Source organism: Dactylosporangium thailandense (assembly GCF_059739745.1).
This window is the reverse complement of the sequence record NZ_AP029195.1, coordinates 541,473-567,546: the sequence shown is the minus strand read 5'-3', so window position 1 is coordinate 567,546 and position 26,074 is coordinate 541,473. Positions and strand designations below refer to the sequence as shown.

At 77.2% G+C, this 26,074-nt stretch carries 2 protein-coding genes; both read right to left on the bottom strand.

The annotated features are described in order from the left end of the window. Window positions 1–26: 26 nt before the first annotated feature. Window positions 27–11,342, bottom strand: a complete 11,316-nt coding sequence (locus AC6JBM_RS02335) for an amino acid adenylation domain-containing protein (protein WP_497981952.1) — start codon at window positions 11,340–11,342, stop codon at window positions 27–29. Next, the gene (locus tag AC6JBM_RS02330; RefSeq protein WP_497981951.1) at window positions 11,339–26,041 is read right to left on the bottom strand and encodes an amino acid adenylation domain-containing protein; all 14,703 of its coding nucleotides are present in this window, start codon (window positions 26,039–26,041) and stop codon (window positions 11,339–11,341) included. The genes AC6JBM_RS02335 and AC6JBM_RS02330 overlap by 4 nt, the downstream gene beginning before the upstream one ends. Between the last annotated feature and the right edge of the window lie 33 nt (window positions 26,042–26,074).

Sequence of the window (26,074 nt, the reverse complement as noted above, 5' to 3'; positions counted from 1 at the left end):
GTCACCTCCGCTTCGCTCCGGACCGCTCATGCGGTCACCGCCGCGAGGGCCGCGACCGTGCGCAGCTCGAGCAGGTCGCGCAGCCTGAGCTCCACGCCGGCGGCCCGGGCCGCGCTGGTGAGCCGCATCGCGGCGATGCTGTCCCCGCCGAGGTCGAAGAAGCTCTCCTCCGCACCCACCCCGGCGACCCCCAGGGCCTCGGCGAAGAGCGCGGCCAGGCGCTCCTCGGCCGGGCCCTGCGGCGGGCGACCGGCGGCCACGTGCTCCGGCCGGGGCAGCGCGGCCCGGTCGAGCTTGCCGTTGACGGTGAGCGGGATGGCGTCGAGCACGACGACCGCGGCCGGCACCAGATACGCGGGCAGCCGCTGCCCTGCCCAGGCCTTCACCTCGTGCCCGTCGACGTCGCCGACCACATCGCCGGCAACGGAGGCGACCACGTAGGCGACCAGGCGCCCGCCCTCGGCGACCACGACGCACCGGCCGACGCCGGGGTGCTCGGCCAGGGCGACCGCGACCTCGCCCGGCTCGACCCGGTGCCCGCGGATCTTCACCTGGTCGTCGGCGCGGCCCAGGTAGTCGATCCGCCCGTCGGCGGTCCAGCGGGCCACGTCGCCGGTGCGGTACATGCGCGAGCCCGGCTCCGCGGCGAACGGGTCGGCGACGAAGCGCTCGGCGGTCAGGCCGGGCCGGCCCAGGTAGCCCAGCGCCACCTGGGCGCCGCCGATGTAGAGCTCACCGGCGACGCCGGGCGGCACGGGCCGCAGCCGGGCGTCGAGGACGTAGAGCGCGAGGTTGGCGACCGGCCGGCCGATGAGCGCCCGCGGCACCTCCTTCACCCGCTGCACGACCGCGTCGACGGTGCACTCCGTCGGGCCGTAGAAGTTGTACGACTCGGTGTCCGGCAGCGCCGCCAGCGCCGCCCAGAGCGGGTCGGGCACCGCCTCCCCGCCGACGCCGAGCACGGCCAGCCCGGCCGCGTCGAAGCCGGCCGCGAGCAACTGCTCCAGGTGCGAGGGGGCCACCTCGACGACGTCGATCGCGCGGTCGCGCAGGAGGGCGGCGAGCAGCCGCGGGTCGCGCCGCGGCTCGTCGGTCACCAGGTGCAGCTCGTCGCCGCCGAGGAGGGCCAGCAGCGGCTGCCAGGAGGCGTCGAAGGCGAACGACCAGTTGTGCGCGATGCGCAGCGGGCGGCCGAGGCGCTCGGCGGCCGGGCCCAGGATGCGCGCCCGGTGGCTCGCGTGCAGGTTCACCACGGCGCGGTGCGGCACGAGCACGCCCTTGGGCCGGCCGGTCGAGCCGGAGGTGTAGATGACGTATGCGGGGTGCTCCGGCGTGATCGGCTCCGGCGTCGCGGCGGCCGTATGGAGGCGCCCGTCGAGCACGAGGGTCTCGGTGCCGGGCGGCAGCAGGTCCACTGTGGACCGCACGGCGAGGGTGAGGACCGGGCCGGCGTCGGCGAGCATGGCCGCGATGCGGGCGGGCGGATAGTCGGGGTCGATCGGGAGGTACGCCGCCCCGGAGCCCATCGCCCCGAGGATCGCCGGCACGATGTGCTCCCCGCGGGGCAGCACGAGCGCCACGATCCTCCCCGGCCCGGCCCCGGCCGCGGCGAGCACGCCGGCCAGCGCCTCGGCCTCCGCGGCCAGCTGCGCGTAGCTCCAGCGCCGCTCCCCCACCACCAGGGCGGTGTTGTCCGGCGTCCGCGCGGCCCAGCCGGCGACGAGCCCGGGCAGGGTCGCCGGCACCACGTCCACCGCCCCCGCGTTCCAGTCCACGAGGATCCGGTGGCGCTCGGCCGCGGTGAGGGCGTCGGCCCGGTCGACGGGCCGGGCCGGATCGGCGGCCGCCTCGGCCGCGAGCGCGACGAGCCGGTCGAGCAGCAGCCGGGCGGTCGCCGCGTCGAAGACGTCGGGGCGGTACTCCAGCGTGAGGTGCAGCCCGTCGTCGTCCGCGGCCACGAGGGTGAGCGGGTAGTGGGTGGCGTCGCGGGCGGTCACCTCGGCGAGCTTCAGCCCGGCGGCGCGCTGGCTGTCCTCGAGCCGGTCCTCGTCGACCGGGTAGCTCTCGAACACCACCAGCGTGTCGAACAGCTCGCCCACGCCGGCGAGGCGCTGGATCGGGGCGAGGCCGAGGTGCTGGTGCTCCAGGAGCGCGGCCTGCTCGGCCTGCAGCCGGGTCAGGAACGCCGCCCAGCTCTCGTCGCCGGCCAGCCGGGCACGCACGGGCACGGTGTTGATGAACAGGCCGATCATCTCCGCGGAGCCGGTCAGCTCCGGCGGGCGGCCGGCGACGGTGGCGCCGAAGACGACGTCGGCCCGGCCCGTGAGCCGGCCCAGCAGCACCGCCCACAGGCCCTGCACCAGGGTGTTGAGCGTGATCCCGCGCGCCTTGGCGAACGCGGCCGCGGCCGGGGGCAGCTCGGCGCTCAGCTCGCCCGGCCGTCCGCCGGGCCGGCCGGTGGCGCCGGGCGCGACCAGGGTCGGCTCGGCGATCCCGGCGAGGGCGTCGCGCCAGGCGGTCTCGGCGGCGGCCCGGTCCGCGGCGGCGAGCCAGGCGAGGAAGTCGCGGTAGGGGCGCGCGGGCGCCGGGAGGGACCCGGCGTAGGCGGCGAAGAGCTCCCGGGCGACCAGCGGCCCGGACCAGCCGTCGACGAGCAGGTGGTGCTGGGTGAGCACGAGCGTGTGCCGGTCGGGGCCGCGCCGGATCAGCAGCATGCGCAGCAGCGGGGCCTGCTCCAGGTCGAACGGCCGGGACCGCTCCCGGTCGGCCTCGCCCTCGGCGTCCTCCTCGACCATGCGCCAGGGCACCGGGGACGACGGCGCGATGAGCTGCGCCGGGCGGCCCTGCGCGGTCGTGGTGAACGCGGCCCGCAGATTGGGGTGACGCTCCAGCAGCGTCGCCGCCGCGGCCCGCAGGCGCTCCGGGTCGAGCTCGCCGTCGAGGTCCAGGGACTGCTGCACGGCGTACCCGGCCGGGTCGAGCTGGTGGAGGTAGAACAGGCCCTCCTGCAGCGGGGTCAGGGGCAGCACGTCGCTCAGGCCCGGGAACCGCCGGGCGAGCTCGTCGAGGGCGGCCTGGTCCACGTCGGCGAGGACGTCGGACGGGGTCAGCGCGCCGGGCCCGTCCGCCAGGGCGGCCAGCCGTTCGAGCTGGGCCGTCCAGGCGTCGAGCAGCGCCCGGGCGTCGGACCCGGCGACAGCGTGGCGCGGGTAGGCGATGCGGAGGCGGAGGCGTCCGTCCACGGTGGAGGCCTCGACGGCGTACGGGTGCCGGACCGGGCGGTGGTCGCCGGCGTCGCCGCGCAGGCCGTCGAGCGGGCGCCACGGGCCGTCGTCGCCGCCGCCGTCGTCCTGCCGGCCGAGGTAGTTGAACAGGATCGGCGCGGCCACGGCCGGGAGGCGGTCGCGGAGCAGGCCGAAGCCGATGCCGCCGTCGGGCGCGGCGCGCAGCTGCTCCTTGACGGCCTTGAGCGTGGCCGCGGGGTCGTCGCCCGCGGCGGACAGCCGCACGGGGTGCACGGTGGTGAACCAGCCGACGGTGCGGGACAGGTCGGCGCCGGGCAGCAGCGCCTCCTCGCGGCCGTGGCCCTCCAGCTCGACGAGCACGTCCCGCTTGACGAGGGCGAGGGCGGCGAGCAGGACGTCCTGCTGGTTGACCCCGAAGGCGGGCAGTGCGACGGCCGGCACCGTCGCCGTGACCTGTTCCAGCGTGCCGAGCGTGTCGCGGGCCGGGTCGAGGACGACGGGCTCGGCCGGTTCCCGGGTCTCGGCCAGGACGGAGCGCCAGAAGGGCAGCTCGTCCGTCCGGTCCGTGCCCGCCAGGGCCAGGGCCCACTCGCGGAACGAGGTGCCCGGCTCCGCGGTGGCGTCGAAGTCGAGCAGGATCGGCCACGAGACGGCGTCGACGGCCAGGTGGTGGATCTCCAGGAGCACGCCGTCGGCGCGGCGGACCGCCCGCAGCATGCGCCCGGCGGCCGGGTCGAGGCCCGCGGCGCCGACGAGCGCGGCGGCGGCGACGGTGCCGGGCGGCGGCACGTGCAGCCCGGTGCCGGTCCAGCGGGCGCGCAGCACGTCGTGGCGGTCGAGCAGGGCCTGCACGCGGCGGGTCAGCTCGGCGTCGGTGAGCCCGTCCGGCGCCCGCAGCAGCATCGACTGCGACAGGCGCGGGTCGGCCGCGCCCGGCTCACGCATGATCGCGGTGGCCGGGATGTCGCCCCAGCCGGCCGACGCGTCGCGCCGCTGCCGCTCCACGGGCGTGGCGACGGCGGCGAGGCCCTCGACGGTCGGGCGGGCGAAGACGTCCCGGGCGGTGATGCGCCAGCCGGCCTCGCGGGCCCGGGCGGTGAGCTGCAGGGCGAGGATGCTGTCGCCGCCGAGGGCGAAGAAGCCGTCGCGGACCCCGGCCCGGGGCAGGCCGAGCACGCCGGCGACGAGCCCGGCGAACACCGCCTCGGCCTCGGTGCGCGGCTCGTCGTCGCCGGCCCGGGCGGCGAAGTCGGGCGCGGGCAGGCGGCCCCGGTCGAGCTTGCCGTTCGCGGTGACCGGGAGCGCGTCGAGCCGCACGAACGCGGCCGGCACCAGGTGCTCGGGCAGCCGCCGCGCGACCCACTCGCCCAGGCCGTCGGTGTCCCCGGCCACGTAGGCGATCAGCCGCCCCTCGCGCGCCACCACCACGGCCTCGCGGACCGCCGGGTGCCCGGACAGCACCGCGGCGATCTCGCCGGGCTCGACGCGCTGGCCGCGGATCTTCACCTGGTCGTCGGTCCGGCCCGCGTATTCGAGCAGGCCGCCGGCGGTGACGCGGGCCAGGTCGCCGGTGCGGTAGAGGCGCTCGCCGGGGGTGAAGGGGTCGGCGACGAAGCGCTCGGCGGTCAGGCCCGGGCGGCCGCGGTAGCCGCGGGCGAGCTGGACGCCGCCGAGGTACAGCTCGCCGGTCACCCCGGCCGGGACCGGCCGCAGCCACGGGTCCAGCACCACGGCCCGGGTGTTCCACAGTGGACGGCCGATCGGGACCGGGCCGGTCGCGGCGGGGTCGACGGGGTGGAAGGTGACGTCGACCGCGGCCTCCGTCGGGCCGTACAGGTTGTGCAGCTCCACCCCGGGCAGCAGCGCGCCGAAGCGGGCGGCCACATCGCCGGGCAGCGCCTCGCCGCTGGCGATCACCCGCCGCAGCGGCAGCCCGTGCGCGGAGGGCTCCGCGAGGAAGGCCCGCAGCATGGACGGGACGAAGTGCAGCGTCGTGACGGACTCGCGGCGGATCAGGGCCGCGAGGTAGGCGGGGTCGCGGTGGCCGTCGGGGCGGGCGACGACCAGCGTGGCGCCCGCGAGGAGCGGCCAGAAGAACTCCCACACCGACACGTCGAAGCCGGCCGGCGTCTTGTGCAGGACGCGCTCGCCCGGTTCGAGGCCGTACGTGTCCTGCATCCACAGCAGCCGGTTCACGATCGCCCGGTGCTCGACGGTCACGCCCTTGGGCCGGCCGGTCGAGCCGGACGTGAAGATGACGTACGCCGCCGAGCCGGGCCGGACCCGCGGCGCCTCCCACGACTCCGGGCCGTGCTCGTGCACGTTTTCCGGCGTCAGTACGACCTGAGCCCCCGCCTCCGCGACCAGCATCTCGTTGCGCGAGCGCGGGTGGGCGGGGTCGAGCGGCAGATAGGCCGCGCCGGCCCGGTGGACGGCGTGCAGCGCGACGACGAGCTCGAGCGAGCGCGGCAGGGCCACGGCGACGACGCTCTCCGGCCGCACACCCTGGGCGTGCAGCCAGGAGGCGAGGCGGTCCACGCTCCTGTCGAGCTGGGCGTAGGTCAGGCAGGCGTCCTCGAAGCGCAGGGCCTCGGCGTCCGGGTGCGCGGCCACGGCGGCGCGGAACAGGTCCGGCAGGCTCGTCTCCGGCACCGGGTGCGCCGGCCCGGACACCGCCCCGGAACGTCCCTCGTCGCCGAACTCGGCCAGGGCGCGGCCGATCGGGGCGGCCGGGCGGGCGGCGAGGGTGGCGAGGACGGCGGCGTACCGATCCAGGATGTCCTCGGCCCCGGCCGCGGAGAACACGTCGGCGCGGAAGGCCAGGCCGAGGCGGAGCCGGTCGCCGGGCGCGACGGCGAGGGTGAGCGGGTAGTGCGGGGCGTCGTCGCCGGTGACCTCGGTCATCCGCAGCCCGCCGGCGCCGGTGGCGTCGCGCAGCGCGTCGCCGTCGAGCGGGTAGCTCTCGAAGATGGTGAGCGTGTCGAACAGCTCCCCCATCCCGGCCTGGCGCTGGATGGCGGCGAGCGGCAGGTGCTGGTGGTCCAGCAGCGCCGCCTGGCCGGCCTGGAGCCGGTCGAGCAGCGCGTCCCAGCCTTCCGCGGGGTCCAGCGGCACCCGGACCGGCAGCGTGTTGATGCAGAAGCCGATCATGTCCTCGACGCCGGGGACCTGGGCCGGGCGGCCGGAGACGGTGGTGCCGAAGACGACGTCGGTGCGGCCGGTGAGCTGGACGAGCAGGACGGCCCAGGCGGCCTGGACGACGGTGTTGAGCGTGACCTGCCGGGCCCGCGCGAGCGCGGTGAGCCGCGCGGTCAGCTCGGCCGGCAGCTCGCGCTCCAGCCGGCCCGGGCGGGCGTCGAGGACCGCGCCCGCGCCGGGCGCGACGAGAGTCGGCTGGTCGAGGCCGGCGAGCGCGTCTTGCCAGGCCCGCTCGGCGGCGCCGCGGTCGGCGCGGGCCAGCCAGCGCAGGTACTCCTCGTACGGCCGCGGCCGGGCGAGCGTCCGCCCGGCGTAGAGGTCGAACAGGTCCCGGACGGCGAGCGGCGTGGACCAGCCGTCGAGCAGCGCGTGGTGGTTGGTGAGGATGAGCTTGTGGTGCTCGGCGCCCAGCCTCACCAGCGTGAGGCGCAGCAGCGGGGCGTGCGCCAGGTCGAAGGCGCGGGTGCGGTCCTGCTCGAAGATCTCCGGGTGCTCGCGCAGGTCGACCTCGGCCCACGGCAGCTCGGCGCGCGCGGACACGGCCTGGCGCAGCACGCCACCAGGACCGGCCGGGAACGCGATGCGCAGCGCGGGGTGCCGGTCGAGCAGCGCCTGCCCGGCGGCCCGCAGCCGCGCCGCGTCGAGCGGGCCCTGGAGCTCCAGGACCTGCTGCACCACGTACGGGTCGACGTCCTCGGCCAGCGCGGCCAGGACGACCAGGCCCTCCTGCAGCGGGGTCAGCGGCCACACGTCGGCGAGCCCGCCCGGGCGCCGCTGCAGGGCCTCGATCTCGTCCTGGGCGAGGCCGGGCTGCAGCAGGTCCGACGGGGTGAGCCCGGGGTCGCCGGCGGGCAGCTCGGCCAGGGCCGCGAACCAGTCGCCGGCGATGGCCCGCACGGCCGCCTCGGTGAGGACGCCGCCCGGATAGGTGAGCGTGGCGGTGAGCCGGCCGCCGGTCACGGACGCGTTGATCTCCAGGGCCCGGGTGAGCGGCATCGCCGGGTCGGCCGCGCCGCCGAGCCCGCCGACCGGCGCCCAGTCGCCGGGCTCCGGGTCGCCGCCGTCGAACCGTCCCAGGTAGTTGAACACCACCTGGGGCTCGGGGCCGCCGAGGTCCAGCAGCCCGTAGCGGACGCCGTGGTCGGGGACCGCGCGCAGCTGCTCCTTGACGCGCTTGAGGGCGGTGGCGGGATCGCCGGGGGTGAGCCGGACCGGGTACTCGGTGGTGAACCAGCCCACCGTGCGCGACAGGTCGGCCCCGGGGACGAGCTCCTCCTCCCGGCCGTGGCCCTCCAGCTCGACGAGCACCGAGTCGCGGCCGGAGCGCCGGGTGAGCGCGAGCGCCAGGCCGGTCAGCAGCCGGTCGGCCACCTGCGCGCCGAGCGGCCCGGCGTCCGCGTCGACGGTGACCGTGCGGGCGGTCGCGACGGTGTCGCGGACCGGGTCGACGGGGCGGTCACCGAGCGGCGGCTCCGCCTCGGTGCCGACGACCGCCCGCCAGTAGTCGCGCTGGCTCCCGGTCTCGACGGCGCCGAGGCCCGCGGCCCACTCGCGGAAGGAGGTGCCGGCCGGGGCGGTGCGGTCCGGGTTCGCGAGGTCGTCGGCGATGATCCGCCAGGAGACGCCGTCGACGACGCTGTGGTGCGCGACGAACGCGACCCGCTCGCCGAGCCGGACGACCTGGAGCATGATCCCGGCCTCGGGGTCGAGGCGGTCGGCCGCGGCCTCCAGCTCCTCGCCGAGGGTCCGGGTGCCGGTGCGGATGAGGGTCGCGGCGTCCACGGTTGCGGCCGGCGGCACGTGCAGGCCGGCCGGGGTGAGCCGGGCGCGGAGCAGGTCGTGGCGGTCGAGGAGGCCCTGGACCGCGTGCCGCAGACCGTCGCGCGGGGCGTGGAAGACCATCGACTGGCTGTACCGCCGCCACGGCCCGGCCCCGAGCAGCCAGCGAACGGCCGGGGTGAGCGGCACGTCCCCGGTCCCGCCGGCGTTCGCGGCGGCCGTGGCGGTCGCCGGGGCGGCCACGGCGGCGAGGGCGGCGACGGTGCGCAGCTCGAACACCTGGCGCGGGGTGATGCGCAGCCCGGCGGCGCGGGCGCGGGCGACGAGCTGGATGCTCACGATGCTGTCGCCGCCGAGGGCGAAGAAGCCGTCGTCGACGCCGACGCCGGGCAGGCCCAGGACCTCGGCGAAGAGGCCGCAGAGGACCTCCTCGGCCGCGGTGCGCGGGGCGGCGTCGCCGGTCAGGGCGGCGAAGTCGGGCGCGGGCAGGGCGCGCCGGTCCACCTTGCCGGCGACGGTGACCGGGATGCGGCCGAGGCTCACGAAGGCCGCGGGCACCAGGTGCTCGGGCAGCTTCCCGGCGGCCCACTCGCGCAGGTTCCCGGCCGGGCCGACGGTGTAGGCGACCAGGCGGCCGTCGTGCGGGACGACGACGGCCTGGGACACGTCCGGGTGCTCGGCCAGCACCGCGGCGACCTCGCCGGGCTCGATCCGGAAGCCGCGGATCTTCACCTGGTCGTCGGCCCGGCCCACGAAGTCGAGGGCACCTGACTCGGTGCGGCGGACCACGTCGCCGGTGCGGTACATGCGCTCGCCCGGCACGAACGGATCGGCCACGAACCGGGTCGCGGTCAGGCCGGGCCGGTGCAGATAGCCGCGCCCGAGCTGGGCCCCGGCCAGGTACAGCTCGCCCTGCACGGCCGGCCGCAGCCAGGCATCCAGCACGTAGGCGCGGGTGTTGCCGATCGGCCGGCCGACGGACGGCGTCTCGGTGTCGGCGAGGCGGGCCATGAGCGTGTCGACCGTGCACTCGGTCGGCCCGTAGAGGTTGATCGCCGTCGTGGCCTCGCGCAGGGCCGTCCAGATCTTCGGGTCGGCCGCCTCCCCACCCAGCGCGACCAGCGCCGGCGGCTCGTCCAGCAGCCCCGCCGCCACGAGCGGTCCGGCCAGGGACGGGGTCACGTCCAGGAAACCGATCCCGTGCTCCCGCACATAGCCGACGAACAGCTCCGGATCCCGCCGCGTCTCATCGTCCAGCAGGTGCAGCTCATGCCCGGCGACCAGGAAGAGCACACCTTCCCACGACGTGTCGAACACCGTGGCGGCGGACAGGGCGGCCTTCACCCGGTGGCCCGGCATCACGTGCTCACGGTGGTGGTGGAACAGGTTCATCAGGCTCGCGTGCTCGACCACCACCCCCTTCGGCCGGCCCGTCGACCCCGACGTATAGATCAGGTAGGCGCCGCTGCGCGGGTGGATCGCGGGCAGGTCGGCGTCGGCGTCCCCGGTCAGCAGGTCCGGGGTCACCACGACGGCCGGGCGGGCGTCGGCCAGGAGCAGCGCGACGCGCTCGGCCGGATAGCCGGGGTCGATCGGCAGGTAGATGCCGCCGGACCGCAGGGCCGCCAGCCACGCCACGACCGCGTCCGCCGTGCGCGGCAGCAGCACCGCGACCGTCCGCTCCGGCCCGGCACCACGCGCCACGAGCACCCGGGCCAGCCGGTCGACGCGCTCGGACAGCTCGGCGAACGTCAGCCGCTCGCCGCCGCAGACCAGCGCGGTCGCCCCGGGCGTGCGGGCCACGGTCGCGGCGAGTTCGTCGAGGATCGTGCCCGGCGGGACGTCCATCGCCGTACCGGCCGCCACATGCTCCACAGTGGACAGACGGGCCAGGACGGTGTCCGGCGCGGTCGGCAGGATCTGCGCGAGGCGGGCCAGGATGCGCCCGGCGGTCGCGCGGTCCACGACGTCGGGGCGGAACTCGGCGCCCAGGATCAGCGTCTCGCCCGGGATCGCCGTGAGGGTGAACGGGTAGTGGGTGGCGTCGCGGCCGGTCACCCCGGCGAGGCGGAGCCCGGCGGCGCGCTCCAGGTCGCGAACGCCCTCCTCGTCGAGCGGGTAGCTCTCGAAGACGAGCAGGGTGTCGAAGAGCGGGCCGAGCCCGGCCTGGCGCTGGACGGCGGCGAGGCCGGTGTGCTGATGGTCGAGCAGGGCGGCCTGCTCGGCCTGCAGGCGCGTGAGGTAGGCGCCCCAGGTGTCGGACGGGCGGGGCCGCACCCGCACGGGCACGGTGTTGATGAACAGGCCGATCATGTCCTCGACGCCGGGCAGGCCCGCGGGGCGCCCGGAGACGGTCGTGCCGAAGACGACGTCGGTGCGCCCGGTCAGCTCGGCGAGCACGAGCGCCCAGGCGCCCTGCACGACGGTGTTCACGGTGACGCCCAGGTCGCGGGCGTGGGCCGCGAGCGCGGCCGCGCCGACCCGCAGCTCGATCGTCTCCGGGGCGGCCGCGACCGGTCCGGCGTCCGGGCGCAGGAGCGTCGGCTCCTCCAGGCCGTCGAGCGCGGCGCGCCAGGCGGACTCGGCCGCGGCCCGGTCCTGGCGGGCGACCCAGGCCAGGTACTCCTTGTAGGGCCGGGTCCGGGGCGGCTCCCCGCCCGCGTAGCGGGTGAGCAGGTCGCGCACGAGCAGCGGGGCCGACCAGCCGTCGAGCAGGATGTGGTGCGCGGTGAGGACGAGCCGGTGCCGCTCGGGCGCCTCGCGGACGAGCACCCAGCGCAGCAGCGGCGGCCGGGCCAGGTCGAACGGCTTGCGCAGCTCGTCGTCGGCCGCGCTCGGGGAGTCCGAGACGGTGAAGGAGACCGGCACGTGCGCCGGGATCAGCGCGACGGGCTGGCCGGCCTTGCGCGGGCGGAACGCGGCGCGCAGGTTCGCGTGCCCGTCGAGCACGGCCTGGGCCGCGGCCCGGAGCCGGTCCACGTCGAGCGGGCCGTCCAGGGTGAGGACCTGCTGGACGACGTACACGTCCGGCTCGCCGTCGGCGTAGGCGGACAGGAAGTACAGACCCTCCTGCAGCGGCGACAGGGGCAGGATGTCCTGCAGTCCGGCCGGGCTGGTCACAAGAGCCTCCACTCGTCTTCGAACTCGTCGATCTCGTCCTGGCTCAGCGAGACCAGGCTCAGGTCGGATGGGGAGAACCCGCCGTCCGGGGCGGCGGCGCGCAGGCGGTGCAGGGCCGCGCGCCACAGCTCGCCGAGGCGGCGCACGTCCTGTTCGTCGAGGACGCCGCGGACGTACGTCAGCCGCACGTCCAGCTCCGGGCCGCCCGGCAGGTCGAGGGTCCCCGCGTTGAGCTCCAGGGCGTGCGCGACCGGGAACGAGGGGTCGAGCCCGGATTCGAGCGCGTCGCCCTCCGGCGCGGTCACCCAGTCGTCGTCGGCGCCCGCGGCCAGCCGGCCGAGGTAGTTGAACAGGATCGGCGGGGTCGCGGCCGGGAGGCGGTCGCGCAGCAGGCCGTAGCCGATGCCGTGCTCCGGTACCGCCCGCAGCTGTTCCTTGACCCGCTTGAGCGCCGTGGCCGGGTCGTCGCCACCGGCGTCGAGGCGCACCGGGTAGTCGACGGTGAACCAGCCGACGGTGCGGGACAGGTCGGCACCGGGGACGAGGTGCTCCTCGCGGCCGTGGCCCTCCAGGCGCAGCAGCACCCCGGACTCGGCCGTGGCCGGCCGCCACTGCCGCACGGCGAGGGCGAGCCCGGCCAGCAGCACGTCCTGGACGCCGGCGTGGAACGCCTCGGGCACGGTGGTGAGCAGCGGCCGGGTCTCGTCCGCGGGCAGCCGCAGGGTCAGCTCCCGCTGGTCGCCCACGGTGGCCCGGACCGGCTCGCCCCCGTGTCCGTCCAGTGTGGACCGCCAGTGGGGCAGCTCCGCCGTCCGGTCGAGCGCGGCGAGGCCGGTCGCCCACGTGCGCAGCGACGTCCCGGCCGGGGGCAGCTCGCGGCCGGCGGCGGCCGTGGCGAGGTCGCCGGCGATGATGCGCCACGAGACGCCGTCGACCACCAGGTGATGGGCGACGAGGAGCAGGCGGCGCTCGGCCGGGAACCACACCGCCTGCAGCATGCGGCCCTCCCGCGGGTCGAGCCGGCGCACGGCCGCGGCGTGCTCCCCGGCGAGGTCCCCGGACGCGACCCGCGGTCCCTCGAACGCGCCCGGCGGCGGGACGACCAGGCCCTCGCCGGTCCATCGGGCCCGCAGCGCGTCGTGCCGGTCGACGACGGCGCGCAGGATCACGGCGAGGCGGTCCGGCGTGAGATCGGCGGGGACGCGCAGGACCATCGCCTGGGCGAAGGTGTCGATGGGGGCGCCGAGCCCGCGCAGCCAGGCGACGATCGGCGTGAGCGGGACCGGGCCGTAGGCGGCCTCGGCCGGTTCGTCCACGACGCCGGCGGACGGCGTCGCCACCGCGGCCAGGGCCGCGACCGTCTGGTGCTCGAACACCTGCCGGGCCGACAGCTCCAGGCCGGCCGCGCGGGCGCGGGCGACGAGCTGCAGCGCCACGATGCTGTCGCCGCCGAGGGCGAAGAAGCCCTCGTCCGCGCCGACGTCGTCGAGGCCGAGCAGCTCCCCGAAGAGGTCCGCGAACAGCCGCTCACCGGCGGTCGCGGCCGGCGCGGCGGCGCGCTCCAGCACCGGCTCGGGCAGGGCGTTGCGATCCACCTTGCCGGCGACGGTGACCGGGATGCGGTCCATCGGGACGACGAGCGCGGGCACGAGGTGGTCGGGCAGCCGGGCCGCGGCCCACGCGCGCAGGTTCCCGGCGCCGCCGACGACGTAGGCGACCAGGCGGCCCTCGTGCGGGACGACGACGGCCTGCGACACGTCCGGGTGCTCGGCCAGTGCCGCGGCGACCTCGCCGGGCTCGATGCGGAAGCCGCGGATCTTCACCTGGTCGTCGGTGCGGCCGAGGAACTCCAGTTGCCCGTCGCGGGTCCAGCGGGCCAGGTCGCCGGTGCGGTACATGCGCTCGCCGGCCGCGAACGGGTCGGCGACGAACCGCTCCGCCGTGAGGGCGGGCCGGCCCAGGTAGCCGCGGGCGAGTCCGGCCCCGGCGAGGTACAGCTCCCCCGGGACGCCGGGCGGGACCGGGCGCAGGGCGGCGTCGAGGACGTGGGCGCGCTTGTTGCGGTCGGGCCGGCCGATGAGGACCGGGCCGCCGGGCTCGCACTCCCAGTAGGTGGAGTTGACGGTCGCCTCGGTCGGGCCGTACGCGTTGAGCATCCGGTGCGTGGCCGTCCAGCGGGCGACGAGGTCGGGCGGGCAGCGGTCGGCGCCGGTGACGACGGTGACGCCGGGCGGCACCACGCCGCCGGGCAGCGCGGCGAGGGCCGCCGGGGGCAGCGCGAAGTGGGTGATGGCGCGGTCGCGGACGAACTCGGCGAACGGCGCGCCCAGCCGGGACGCCTCGGGCGCGATGACGAGGGTGCCGCCGCGCAGCAGGCTGATCGCCAGCTCCGCCACGGTGACGTCGAAGGCGGGCGAGGCGAACTGGGCGATGCGGGAGCCGGGCCCGGCCCGCCACTGCCGCGCGAACGTGGCCGCGAGGTCGGCGAGGCCGGCGTGCGGGACGACGACGCCCTTCGGGCGGCCGGTCGAGCCCGAGGTGTAGATGACGTACGCCGCGTTGCCCGGGCCGGGTTCGGCCAGCGCTCCGTCGTCGTCGCCCTCGTCGGGGCTCACGGTCGGCAGGCCCTCCAGCGGGAGGCGCGTGACGGCCAGCACCGGCGCGGCGTCCTCGACGAGCAGGGCGACCCGCTCGGCCGGGTACGACGGGTCGACGGGCAGGAAGGCCGCGCCCGCCTTGGCGATCGCGAGCTCGGCGGCGAACAGGTCCGCCGAGCGCGGCAGGAGCACCATGACGATCCGCTCCGGGCCCGCGCCCCGCCTCGTGAGCCGGCGCGCGAGGCGGTCGGTGCGGGCGTCCAGCTCCGCGTAGGTCAGGCTCAGCGCGCCGTCCTCGATCGCCACGGCCGACGGGCGGAGGGCGACCTGGGCCGCGAACAGCGACGGCAGCGTCGACGGCGGGGTGTCGGCGCGCGGGCCCTGCCAGCCGGACGCGACGGCGCTCCGCTCGGCCGGGGTGAGCACGTCGAGCTCGCCGATGCGCCGCTGCGGCGCGGCGACGGCCGCGGCGAGCAGGCGCACGAGCCGGTCGGCGAGCGCGGCGGCAGTGGCGGGGTCGAACAGGTCGGCGCTGAACTCCAGCACGCCCCGCAGCCCGTCCTCGCCGTCGTGCTCGGTGACGACGACGCCGAGGTCGAACTGGGCGACGCCGGTGTCGATCGGCACCGGCTCGGTGGTCAGGCCCGGCAGCCCCGGTCGCGCGGCGGGCACGTGCTGGAACGCGATCATCACCTGGAACAGCGGGTTGCGGGCGAGGGACCGCTCCGGGTTGAGCGCCTCCACCACCCGGTCGAACGGCACGTCGGCGTGGCCGAACGCGGCCAGGTCGGCGGCGCGGACGCGGGCGACCAGCTCGGCGAACGCCGGGTCGCCGGACAGGTCGGCCCGCAGCACGAGGGTGTTGACGAAGAACCCGGCGAGCTCGTCGAGGCGCTGGTCGGCGCGGCCGGCGACGGGGCTGCCGAGCGGGATGTCGTCGCCGGCGCCGAGGCGGTGCAGCAGCGCGGCCAGGCCGGCCTGCACCACCATGAACGTGGTGGCGCCGGTGCGCCGGGCCAGCTCGCGGATGCGGCGGTGGGTTTCGGCGGGCACGTCGAAGGCGACGATCCCGCCGGCGTGGGACGGCTGCGCGGGGCGCGGCCGGTCGGTGGGCAGCGCGAGCTCGGTGGGCGCGCCGGCGAGGGCGTCCCGCCAGAACTGCAACTGCTGCGGCTGTACGCGTTCGAGGTGCTCGTGCTGCCACAGCGCGTAGTCGGCGTACTGCACCGGCAGCGGCGCCCAGTCCGGCGCCCGGTCCCGGGTGCGCGCGGCGTAGGCGGTGCCGAGGTCCGCGACGATCCGCCCCTCCGACCACTCGTCGGTGACGATGTGGTGCAGGAGCAGCAGGAGCACGTGCTCCTGGTCCCGGTCGCTGTCATGCAGCGTGAACAGGTGCGGCCGGATCAGCGGCTCGCCCGCCAGGTCGAAGCCGTGCCGCGCCGCGGTGGCGAGCCGCCCGGGCAGGGCCGCCTCGGCGCAGCGTTCCAGCGTCCATTCCAGGTGTACCGCCGGCAGCACGCGCTGCACCGGCCTCCCGTCGACGGTGGGGAACACGGTGCGCAGGCTCTCGTGCCGGTCGAGGACGTCGCCGAGGGCGGCCCGCAGCGCGCCGGCGTCGAGCGGACCGGTGAGCCGCAGCGCGAAGGCCACGTTGTACGTCGGGCCCGGCCCGTTCAGCTCGTGGTGCAGCCACAGCCGGTGCTGGGCCGGCGAGACCGGGAGGTGCTCGGGCCGTGCCGCTCGGCGCAGGACCGGTCCGGCGTCCTGCCCGGCGAGCGTGTCCAGCCGCGCGGCGAGCCGGGCCACGGTGGGCGCGTCGAACACGGCCCGCACCGGCAGCGCGCTGCCGAAGACCGCGCGGACGCGGGCGGCGAGCGCGGTCGCGGTCAGCGAGTGGCCGCCGAGGGCGAAGAAGTCGTCGTCGACGCCGATCCCGGGCAGCCCCAGCACCTCGGCGAAGAGGCCGCAGAGGATCTCCTCGGCCGGGGTCCGGGGTGCGGAGCCGCCCGCGAGGGCGGTGAAGTCGGGCGCGGGCAGGGCGCGCTTGTCGACCTTCCCGGCGACGGTGACCGGGATCCGCTCGAGGCTCACGAGGGCCGCGGGCACCAGGTGGCCGGGGAGTCGTGCCGCCGCCCACTCGCGCAGGTCCGCGGCGCGGCCGACGACGTAGGCGACGAGGCGGCCTTCGACGGCCACGACGACGGCCTGCGACACGTCCGGGTGCTCGGCCAGCACCACGGCGACCTCGCCGGGCTCGATCCGGAAGCCGCGGATCTTCACCTGGTCATCGGCCCGGCCCACGAAGTCGAGGGCACCCGACTCGGTACGGCGGACCACGTCGCCGGTGCGGTACATGCGCTCGCCCGGCACGAACGGATCGGCCACGAACCGGGTCGCCGTCAGGCCGGGAAGACCGAGGTAGCCGCGCCCGAGCTGGGCCCCGGCCAGGTACAGCTCGCCCTGCACGGCCGGCCGGAGCCAGGCATCCAGCACGTAGGCGCGGGTGTTGCCGATCGGCCGGCCGACGGACGGCGTCTCGGTGTCGGCGAGGCGGGCCATGAGCGTGTCGACCGTGCACTCGGTCGGCCCGTAGAGGTTGATCGCCGTCGTGGCCTCGCGCAGGGCCGCCCAGATCTTCGGGTCGGCCGCCTCCCCACCCAGCGCCACCAGCGCCGGCGGCTCCTCCAACAGCCCCGCCGCCACGAGCGGCCCGGCCAGCGATGGGGTCACGTCCAGGAAACCGATCCCATGCTCCCGCACATAGCCGACGAACAGCTCCGGATCCCGCCGCGTCTCATCGTCCAACAGATGCAGCTCATGCCCGGCCACCAGGAACAGCACACCCTCCCACGACGTGTCGAACACCGTGGCGGCGGACAGGGCGGCCTTCACCCGGTGGCCCGGCATCACGTGCTCGCGGTGGTGGTGGAACAGGTTCATCAGGCTCGCGTGCTCGACCACCACCCCCTTCGGCCGGCCCGTCGACCCCGACGTATAGATCAGGTAGGCGCCGCTGCGCGGGTCGATGGCGGGCAGCTCGGCGTCGGCGTCCCGGGCGATCAGGTCGAGGGTGACGACGACGGCCGGGCGGGCGTCCTCGAGCAGGTAGTCGATGCGCTCGGCCGGATAGTCCGCGTCGATCGGCAGGTAGACACCGCCCGACCGCAACGCCGCCAGCCACGCCACCACCGCGTCCGCCGTGCGCGGCAGCAGCACCGCGACCGTCCGCTCCGGCCCGGCACCACGCGCCACGAGCACCCGCGCCAGCCGGTCGACGCGCTCGGACAGCTCGGCGAAGGTGAGGGTGCCGGAGCCGGACCGCAGGGCGATCGCGTCCGGGGTCCGGCGCACCGTCGCGTGGAAGGCGTCGAGGATGGTCCCCGCCGCAACCGCGACCGCCGGACCGGGCTCGAGGTGTTCCACAGTGGACAGCCGCGCCAGGACGGTGTCCGGCTTGGTGTGCAGGAGCTCGGCGAACCGGGCCAGGACGGCCTCGGCCGCCGGCCGGGTGTAGAGGTCCGGGCGGTGCTCCAGGCGCAGCCGCAGCCGGGCACCGGGGACGACGACGAGGCTGAGCGGGTAGTGGGTGGCGTCGACCGGGATGCCGCCGCCGATCGCGAGGCCGGGCACGTCCGCGGCCGCGCCGCCGGTCGGGTAGCTCTCGAACACGGTCAGCGTGTCGAACAGCTCGCCGGCCCCGGCGAGGCGCTGCAGGTCGGCCAGGCCCAGGTGCTGGTGGTCCAGCAGTGCCGCCTGCTCGGCCTGCAGCCGGGCGAGGAAGCCGGCCCAGGTGTCGTCCGGGCGGGGCCGCACCCGCACCGGCACGGTGTTGATGAACAGGCCGACCATGTCCTCGACGCCGGGCAGCCCCGCGGGGCGCCCGGACACGGTGGCGCCGAAGACGACGTCCGTGCGCCCGGTCAGCTCGGCGAGGACCAGCGCCCAGGCGCCCTGCACGAGGGTGTTGAGGGTGAGCCCGTGGGCGCGGGCCAGCTCGGTCAGCGGCCCGGGGTCGACGACCAGCTCGGCCACCTCGGGCAGCACGGCCGCGGCGCTCGCGCCCGGCGCGACCAGGGTCGGCTCGTCGACGCCGTCGAGGGCGTCGCGCCAGGCCCGCTCGCTCGGGGCTCGGTCCTGGGCGGCGAGCCAGGCCAGGTAGTCGCGATAGGGGCGCGGGGCCGGGCCCGGCCGGCCCGCGTAGAGCGCGAAGAGGTCCCGCATCGCGAGCGGGCCCGACCAGCCGTCCATGAGCAGGTGGTGCTGGGTGAGCACGAGCCGGAAGTCGCCGTCGCCGAGGCGGGCGAGCACGAAGCGCAGCAGCGGCGGGGCGGACAGGTCGAAGCGGCGGCCGCGCTCGGTGCGAGCCAGCTCGGCCAGGGCCGCGGCCGGGTCCGCCGCGGCGCTCAGGTCCAGCTCGGTGAACGGGACCGGGGCGGTGGCCGGGATCGTCTGCACCGCACGGCCGGAGGCGGTGCGGGCGAAGCCGCCGCGCAGGTTCGGGTACCGCTCCAGCAGCCCCTCGGCCGCGCCCCGCAGCCGCTGGGCGTCGACGGCCCCGGCGAGGGTGTAGACCTGCTGCACCGTGTAGACGTCGTGCTCGTCGTCGGCGCTCGCCAGGTAGTACAGGCCCTCCTGCAGCGGGGACAGCGGCAGCACGTCGACCAGGCCACCGACAGCGCCACCGTGGGGGCCACCGTCGTCGAGCGCGTCCAGCTCGGCGGCGTCGAGGCCGGCGAGGGGCACGTCGGCCGGGGTGAGCCGGCCGGCGCCGGGCTCGTGCACGGCGGCGCTGATCGCGACGAGCGCGGCGAACCAGTCGTCGGCGATGCGCCGGGCGTCCTCGTCGGCGAGGGCGGCGGCGGGGTAGGAGAACTCGGCCCGCAGCACCGGCCCGTCGGCGGTGTCCAGCGTGGACGCGTTCACCGACAGGCGGTGCCGGACGGGCATGCCGGGCGCGGCGGTCGCGTGGGCGGCGGGCAGCTCGTCGGCGATCCCCCAGTCCCGGGCCGCCTCGGCGGCGAACCGGCCGAGGTAGTTGAAGAGGACCTCGGGCTCGGCCCCCTCGGCGTGGTCCAGCAGGCCGTAGCCGACGCCGCCGTCGGGGACGGCCCGCAGGCGCTCCTTCACGCCGCGGACCACGGCCGCCGGGCCGCCGCTCGCGGCCGGCAGCCGCACCGGGTACTCGCTGGTGAACCACCCGACGGTGCGCACGAGGTCGGCCCCGGGGACCAGGGCCTCCTCGCGGCCGTGGCCCTCGAGCGCGACGAGCGGCTCGGCGGCCGAGCCGGCGCGGCGGGCCAGGGCGAGCACGAGCCCGGCGAGCAGCACGTCCTGCACCCCGGCGCGGAAGGTGCCGGGGACCGAGCTCAGCAGCGGCCCGGCGAGCGAGGGCTCCACGGTGACGGTCACCGACCGCAGGGTGGCCGCGGTGTCCCGGGCCGGGTCGAGCGGGACGGCGCCGAGCCGGGTCACGGGCCCGGCGAGGACGTCGCGCCAGTGGCCCGGGTCGGCCTCGTCGCGGACGACCGCGCGCAGCCCCTCGGCCCAGGCGCGAAACGGCGTGCCGGCGGCGACGGGCGTCTCCCCGCGCCCGGCCGCCGCGATGTCCTCGGCGAGAATGCGCCACGAGACGCCGTCGACGACCAGGTGGTGCGCGACGAGCAGCAGGCGCCCGGGCTCGGCCCCGCGGTCGAACCACACCGCCTGCACCATGACCCCGCCGGCCGGGTCGAGCCGGTCGGCGGCCGCCTCCCGCTCGGCCCGGATGTCGCCGTGGGTGACGACGCGCAGCGGCGGCTCGGACGGCACCTCGGGGACGTGGAGCCGCCAGCGGTCGCCGCCGGCCTCCAGGCGGGCGCCCAGGATCGCGTGCGGGGCGAGCCCGGCGCGCAGGACGCGGGCGACGTCGCCGCGGGTCAGGCCGGCCGGCGTGCGCAGGAGCAGGGCCTGCGAGTAGCGGGACACGTCCGCGTGCAGCCCGCGCAGCCAGGCGATGATCGGGGTCTCCGGCACGATCCCGGCCCCCAGCACGGCCGCCCCCGCGGGCGCGACGGGCTCGGCGACCCGGGCGAGGGCGGCGACGCTCTGGTGCTCGAACACCTGGCGCGGGGCGATGTGCAGGCCCGCCGCCCGGGCCCGGGAGACGAGCTGGATGGACAGGATGCTGTCGCCGCCGAGGGCGAAGAAGCCGTCGTCGACCCCGGCCGGGCGGCCCAGCAGCTCGGCGAAGAGGCCGGCGAGGACGGCCTCTTCGGGCGTGCGCGGCTCGGCGGGGGGAGCGGTTGCGCTGCCGGGGGCGGGCAGCGCGCGCCGGTCGACCTTTCCGGCCGCCGTCATCGGCAGCGCGTCCAGGACCACCACAGCCGCGGGGACGAGGTGCTCGGGCAGCCGGGCCGCGGCCCATCCCCGCAGATCCGCCCGCAGGTCCTCGGCATCCCCGACGACGTAGGCGACAAGGCGACGCTCGAGCGGGACCACGACCGCCTGGGCCACGGCCGGGTGCGCCGACAGGACCGCCTCGACCTCGGCCGGCTCGACCCGGAAGCCGCGGATCTGCACCTGGTCGTCGGTGCGGCCGAGGAACTCCAGGCGGCCGTCGGGGGTGCGGCGGGCCAGGTCGCCGGTGCGGTACATGCGCCGGCCGGGGCTGAACGGGTCGGCGACGAAGCGCTCGGCGGTCAGGGCGGGCGCGCCGAGGTAGCCACGGGCCAGGCCGTCGCCGCCGAGGTAGAGCTCACCGGGGGCGCCGGGCGGGACCGGGCGCAGCCGGGCGTCGAGCACGTGGGCGGTGCGGTTGAGGTCCGGCCGGCCGATCAGCACCGGGCCGTCGCCGGCGATCCAGGTCGTCGCGGTGACGGTCGCCTCGGTCGGGCCGTACGCGTTCACGAGCCGCCGCCCCCGCGACCACCGCCGCACGACCTCGGCCGAGGGCGCCTCGCCGCCGATCGTCACCGTGACGCCCGCGGGCAGGGCGCTCTCGGGCAGCGCCGCGAGCAGGGCCGGCGGCAGGTCGGCGTGCGTGAGGCGGTGCCGGCCGGCGAACTCGCCGAGCGGCGCGCCGAGGCGGGCCTCACCGGGGACGATGACCAGGGTTCCGCCCGAGAGCAGGGACGCGGCCACCTCGCTGAGGGCCACGTCGACGGCGGGCGAGACGAACTGGGCGGCCCGGGTGCCGGGGCCGGTGCCGAAGACCTCGCGGACGCTCTCGACCAGCCCGGCGAGCCCGGCGTGCGGGACGACGACGCCCTTCGGGCGGCCGGTCGAGCCGGACGTGTAGATGACGTAGGCGGGGTGCTCCGGCCGCAGGTCCACGACCGGCGCGGAGTCGTCGGCCGCGAGGTCGAGCCGCGTCACCACCGCGACCGGCCCGGCGTCGCGCAGCTGGGCCTCGACCCGGGCGGCCGGGTGGTCGACGTCGAGCGCCGTCACCACCGCGACCGGCCCGGCGTCGCGCGGCTGGGCCTCGACGCGGGCGGCCGGGTGGTCGACGTCGAGCGCCGTCACCACCGCGACCGGCCCGGCGTCGCGCAGCTGGGCCTCGACGCGGGCGGCCGGGTGGTCGACGTCGAGCGGCAGGTAGGCGGCCCCCGACTTGACGACGCCGAGCAGCGCCACGATCTGCTCCGCGGACCGGGGCAGCCGCACGCCGACGATCCGCTCGGGCCCGGCGCCCGCGGCGAGCAGCGTGTGCGCGAGCCGGTTCGACAGCGCGTCGAGCTCGGCGTAGGTGAGCGCCCGGTCCCCGTCCTCGACGGCGACCGCGTCCGGGCGGGCCGCGACCTGGGCCGCGAACAGCTCGGGCAGCGTCCGCGGCGCGATGGCCCGCCGCGGACCCTGCCAGGCGCCGGACAGGGCCGCGCGCTCGGCCGGGCCGAGCAGGTCCGCCTCGCCGATCGGCCGGTCGGGCGCGGCCGTGACCGCCTCCAGGAGCCGCACGAAGCGGGCGGCCAGGGCCTCGGCGGTGGCCGGGTCGAACAGGTCCGAGCGGTACTCCAGGCTCCCGGCCAGCCCGCCGTCGCGCTCGGCCACGTCGAAGGTCAGGTCGAACTTGGCGGTGCCGGTGGCCACCAGCCGCGGGGTCGCCCGGATGCCGGGGAAGCCGGCGACGGCGGGCAGCGGCGCCTGGTACGACACCATCACGCAGAACAGCGGGTGGTGCGCGAGCGAGCGGCGCGGGTTGAGCGCCTCCACGAGCCGGTCGAACGGCAGGTCCTGGTGCGCGAGCGCGGCCAGGTCGGCGGCGCGGACGCGGCCGAGCAGCTCGGCGAAGGTCGGGTCGCCGGAGACGTCGGTGCGCAGGACCACGGTGTTGGCGAAGAACCCGGCCAGCCGCTCCAGGGCCTCGTCGGGCCGGCCCGCGACCGGGGTGCCGAGGGGGATGTCGTCGCCGGCCCCGAGGCGGGACAGCAGCGCGGCGACGGCGGCCTGGACGGTCATGAACAGCGTGACGCCGTGCGCCCGGGCGAAGCCCCGCAGCGCCGCCTCCAGCTCCGGGGCGATCGGGAACGCGAGCGTGGCGCCGGCGGCGGAGGCCTCGGCCGGGCGGGGCCGGTCGGCGGGCAGCCGCAGGGTCTCGGGCGCCCCGGCGAGCGCGTCGCGCCAGAAGCCGAGGTGCTCGTCGACGGGGAGGGCGGCCTGCCACACGGCGTAGTCGGCGTAGCGGACCGGCAGCGGGGCGAAGTCCGGCGCGCGGCCCTCGGCGCGGGCGGCGTAGGCGGTCGCGAGGTCGTCGAGCATCGGCGTGAGCGACCACTCGTCGCCGGCGATGTGGTGCACGACGAGCAGCAGCACGTGCCGGTCCGGCCCGGCCGCGAACAGCGTCGCCCGGATCGGGATCTCGCGGGTGATGTCGAACGGCCGCCGTACGGCCGCCTCGACGTCCGCGGTGGCCGAGACGGTGAGTTCTGCTCCGGCGGGGCGCAGCACGGCCGCCGGCCGGCCGTCGCGCTCGGGGAAGACCGTGCGCAGCGGCTCGTGCCGGGCGGTCAGGTCGGCCAGCGCGGCCCGCAGCGCGCCGACGTCCAGGGCGCCGTCGAGCTCGACGGCCAGGGGCAGGTTGTACGTGGCGCTCGGACCCTCCAGGCGCTCCAGGAACCACAGCCGGCGCTGCGCGGGCGACAGCACCTCGCCGGCCGCGGCCCCGGGGAGCAGGGGCGGGCGGGCCGGGCGGGCCGCGGAGTCCAGGCGCGCGGCCAGGGCCGCGACCGTGGGCGCGTCGAACACGTCCCGCAGGGCCAGGTCGGCGCCGAAGACGCCGCGGACGCGGGCGGCGACCCGGGCGGCGAGCAGCGAGTGCCCGCCGAGGGCGAAGAAGTCCTCGCGCACGCCCACCGCGGGCAGGCCCAGCACCTCGGCGAAGATGCCCGCGAGCAGCTCCTCCTGCGGGCCGCGGGCCGCCTCGACGGCCCCGGCGACGTGGTCGGGGGCGGGCAGGGCGTTGCGGTCGAGCTTGCCGTTCGGGGTGGTGGGCAGCGCGTCGAGCGCGACGACGGCCGACGGCACCATGTAGTCGGGCAGCGCCTCGGCGGCCGCCCGGCGGAGGGCCGCGGCGTCCACGGTGGACCCGGGGACGACGTAGGCGACGAGGCGGCGGTCGCCCGGGCTGTCCTCGCGGATCACCGCGACCGCGCGCTGGACGCCGGCCTGGGCGGTGAGCACGGCCTCGACCTCGCCCAGCTCGATGCGGAAGCCGCGCAGCTTCACCTGGTGGTCCACGCGGCCGAGCACGTCGAAGGTGCCGTCGGCGCGGCGCACGGCCAGGTCGCCGGTGCGGTACATGCGCTCGCCGGGCGCGTAGGGGTCGGCGACGAAGCGGGACGCGGTGAGGCCGGGGCGGTTGAGGTAGCCGCGGGCGACGCCGGCGCCGCCGAGGTACAGCTCGCCGGGGAAGCCGTCGGGGAGCGGGCGCAGCGCGGCGTCCAGGACGTAGGCGCGGGTGTTCCAGATCGGCGTCCCGACGCTCACGGTGTCGTCGGTGAGCCGGTGGGCGGTGGACCAGATCGTCGTCTCGGTCGGGCCGTAGAGGTTGGTCACCTCGGCCGCGTGCTTGCGCAGCCCGGCGGCGAGCTCCGGCGGCAGGGCCTCGCCGCCGACGAGCACCCGCAGGCCGGACAGTGCCGCGGCCCCGCCGGGCGTCTCGATCAGCGCCTGCCAGAGCGTCGGGGTCGCCTGCACGACCGTCGCGCCGGTCCGGCGCACGAGTCCGGCCAGCGCCGAGGGGTCCCGCACGGTCTCCTTGGCCGCGAGGACGACGGCGGCGCCGGCGAGCAACGGCAGGTACAACTCCAGGCCGCTGATGTCGAAGCTCACCGTGGTGACGGCGACCAGGCGGTCCGACGGGGCGAGGGGGATCTCCGCGCGCATGGCGAGCAGGAAGTTGACGAGGTTCTCCCGGGTCACCACGACGCCCTTGGGACGACCCGTGGAGCCGGAGGTGTACAGCACGTAGGCGGCATCGTGCGGCCGGTGCTCCAGCGGCGGGCACGGGCGCGCCGCGGCGGGCATGCCCTCGTCGAGGCGCAGGACGGGCACGTCCGTCGCGGGTGCGCGCACGGCGCCGGAGGTGACGAGCAGGGCCGGGGCCGAGTCCTCCAGCATCCAGGCGAGGCGGTCGGCCGGGAAGTCGGGGTCGAGCGGGAGGTACGCGGCGCCGGTGCGCTGCACGGCGAGCAGGGTGACGAGCAGGTCGGCGGTGCGCGGCAGGCAGACGGCGACGGTCCGTCCACTGTGGATTCCCCGCTCGTGCAGCCCGGCGGCCAGGGCCTCGACCCGCTGCCGGAGCTCGGCGTAGGTGACCTCGCCGGAGGCGTCGAGGACGGCCGTGCCCGAGCCGCGCCAGAGGTCGGCGAGTCCGGCCGGGGGCAGGGCATGCGCGGTGTCCGCGAGCGGCGGGGCGGCGACCAGGCCGAGCCGCCCGGTGGGCGTGTCCGGTCCGGCGGCGGCGAACGCGGCGAGGAGGGCGGCCAGGCGCTCGGCGTGGGCGGCCAGGGACGCCTCGGTGTACCGGGCGGGGTTGGCGTCGAGGACGATCTCGAGCACGTCCCCGCCCCGGTCGTCGACGGTGATGGAGAGGTCGTCGACGGGCCCGGCGGACAGGTAGCGGGGCGAGCCCGGCGCGCCGGCGAAGGACAGCACGGTGCCGAAGGGCTTGATGTTGACCCACGGGCCGACCAGGCGCCGGTCGCCGCCGACGAGCCCGAGGTCGCGGCGGATGTCCTCGCCGCGGTACCGCTGATGCGCCCGGATCGCCCGCAGGCCGGCCGCGACCCGGCGCACGAGCCCGGAGACGGTGCCGGCGGGGTGCACGGCCACGCGCAGCGGCAGCACGTTGACGGCGGTGACGGGGACCTTCGCGGCGACGGAGCCGAGGCGGCCCATCATCGGCAGGCCCAGCACGACCTCACCGGCGCCGGTGAGCCGGTGCACGTAGAGCGCGACGGCGGCCAGCACGGCCTCGGCGCGGGCGCTCGCCGCATCCACGCTCACGCGGCGGCGCAGGAAGGTGGGGCCGGGGCGGGCCGGGCCCGAGGCGAGGTCGGGCACCTCGATCCCGGCGAGGTGTTCGCGCCAGAACGCGCGGTCGCGCTCGAAGCGCTCGGAGGCGCGGTAGGCGGCGTCCTCGGCCACGACGTCGGCGAGCCGGCCGAACGGCGACGGCGCCGGCTCCTCCCCCGCCGCCAGTGCGGTGTAGACCGCGGCCAGGCGCTGGGCGAGGAGCGCGAACGTGTACGCGTCCATCACGAGGTGGTGGCAGCGCTGGTACCACGTCCAGCGCCCGGGACCGCGCCGGACCAGCGCCTGCGCGAAGAGCGGCCCGGCCGCCGGGTCGACGGTGGCGTCCCGGGCGAGCCAGGCCTCCGCGTCGTCGCCGACCTCGAGCTCCCACCGCGGCTCGCCGATCTCCTGCCGCCCGTCCGCCGTGATCCGCACGCGCAGGGCCTCGGCCTCGCCGACGACCCGGCGCAGCGCCCGCTCGAACAGCCGCGGGTCGATGTCGCCGTCGATGTCGACGCACGCGGCCGTCGTGAACGCCGGGCCGGGATCGATCTGGTGGGCGTACCAGACCCCGGCCTGGGCTCCGGTGAGGTCGAGACGGTCGGTCACGGTGTGGCTCTCCTTGAGCAGCGCAGGGCCCGC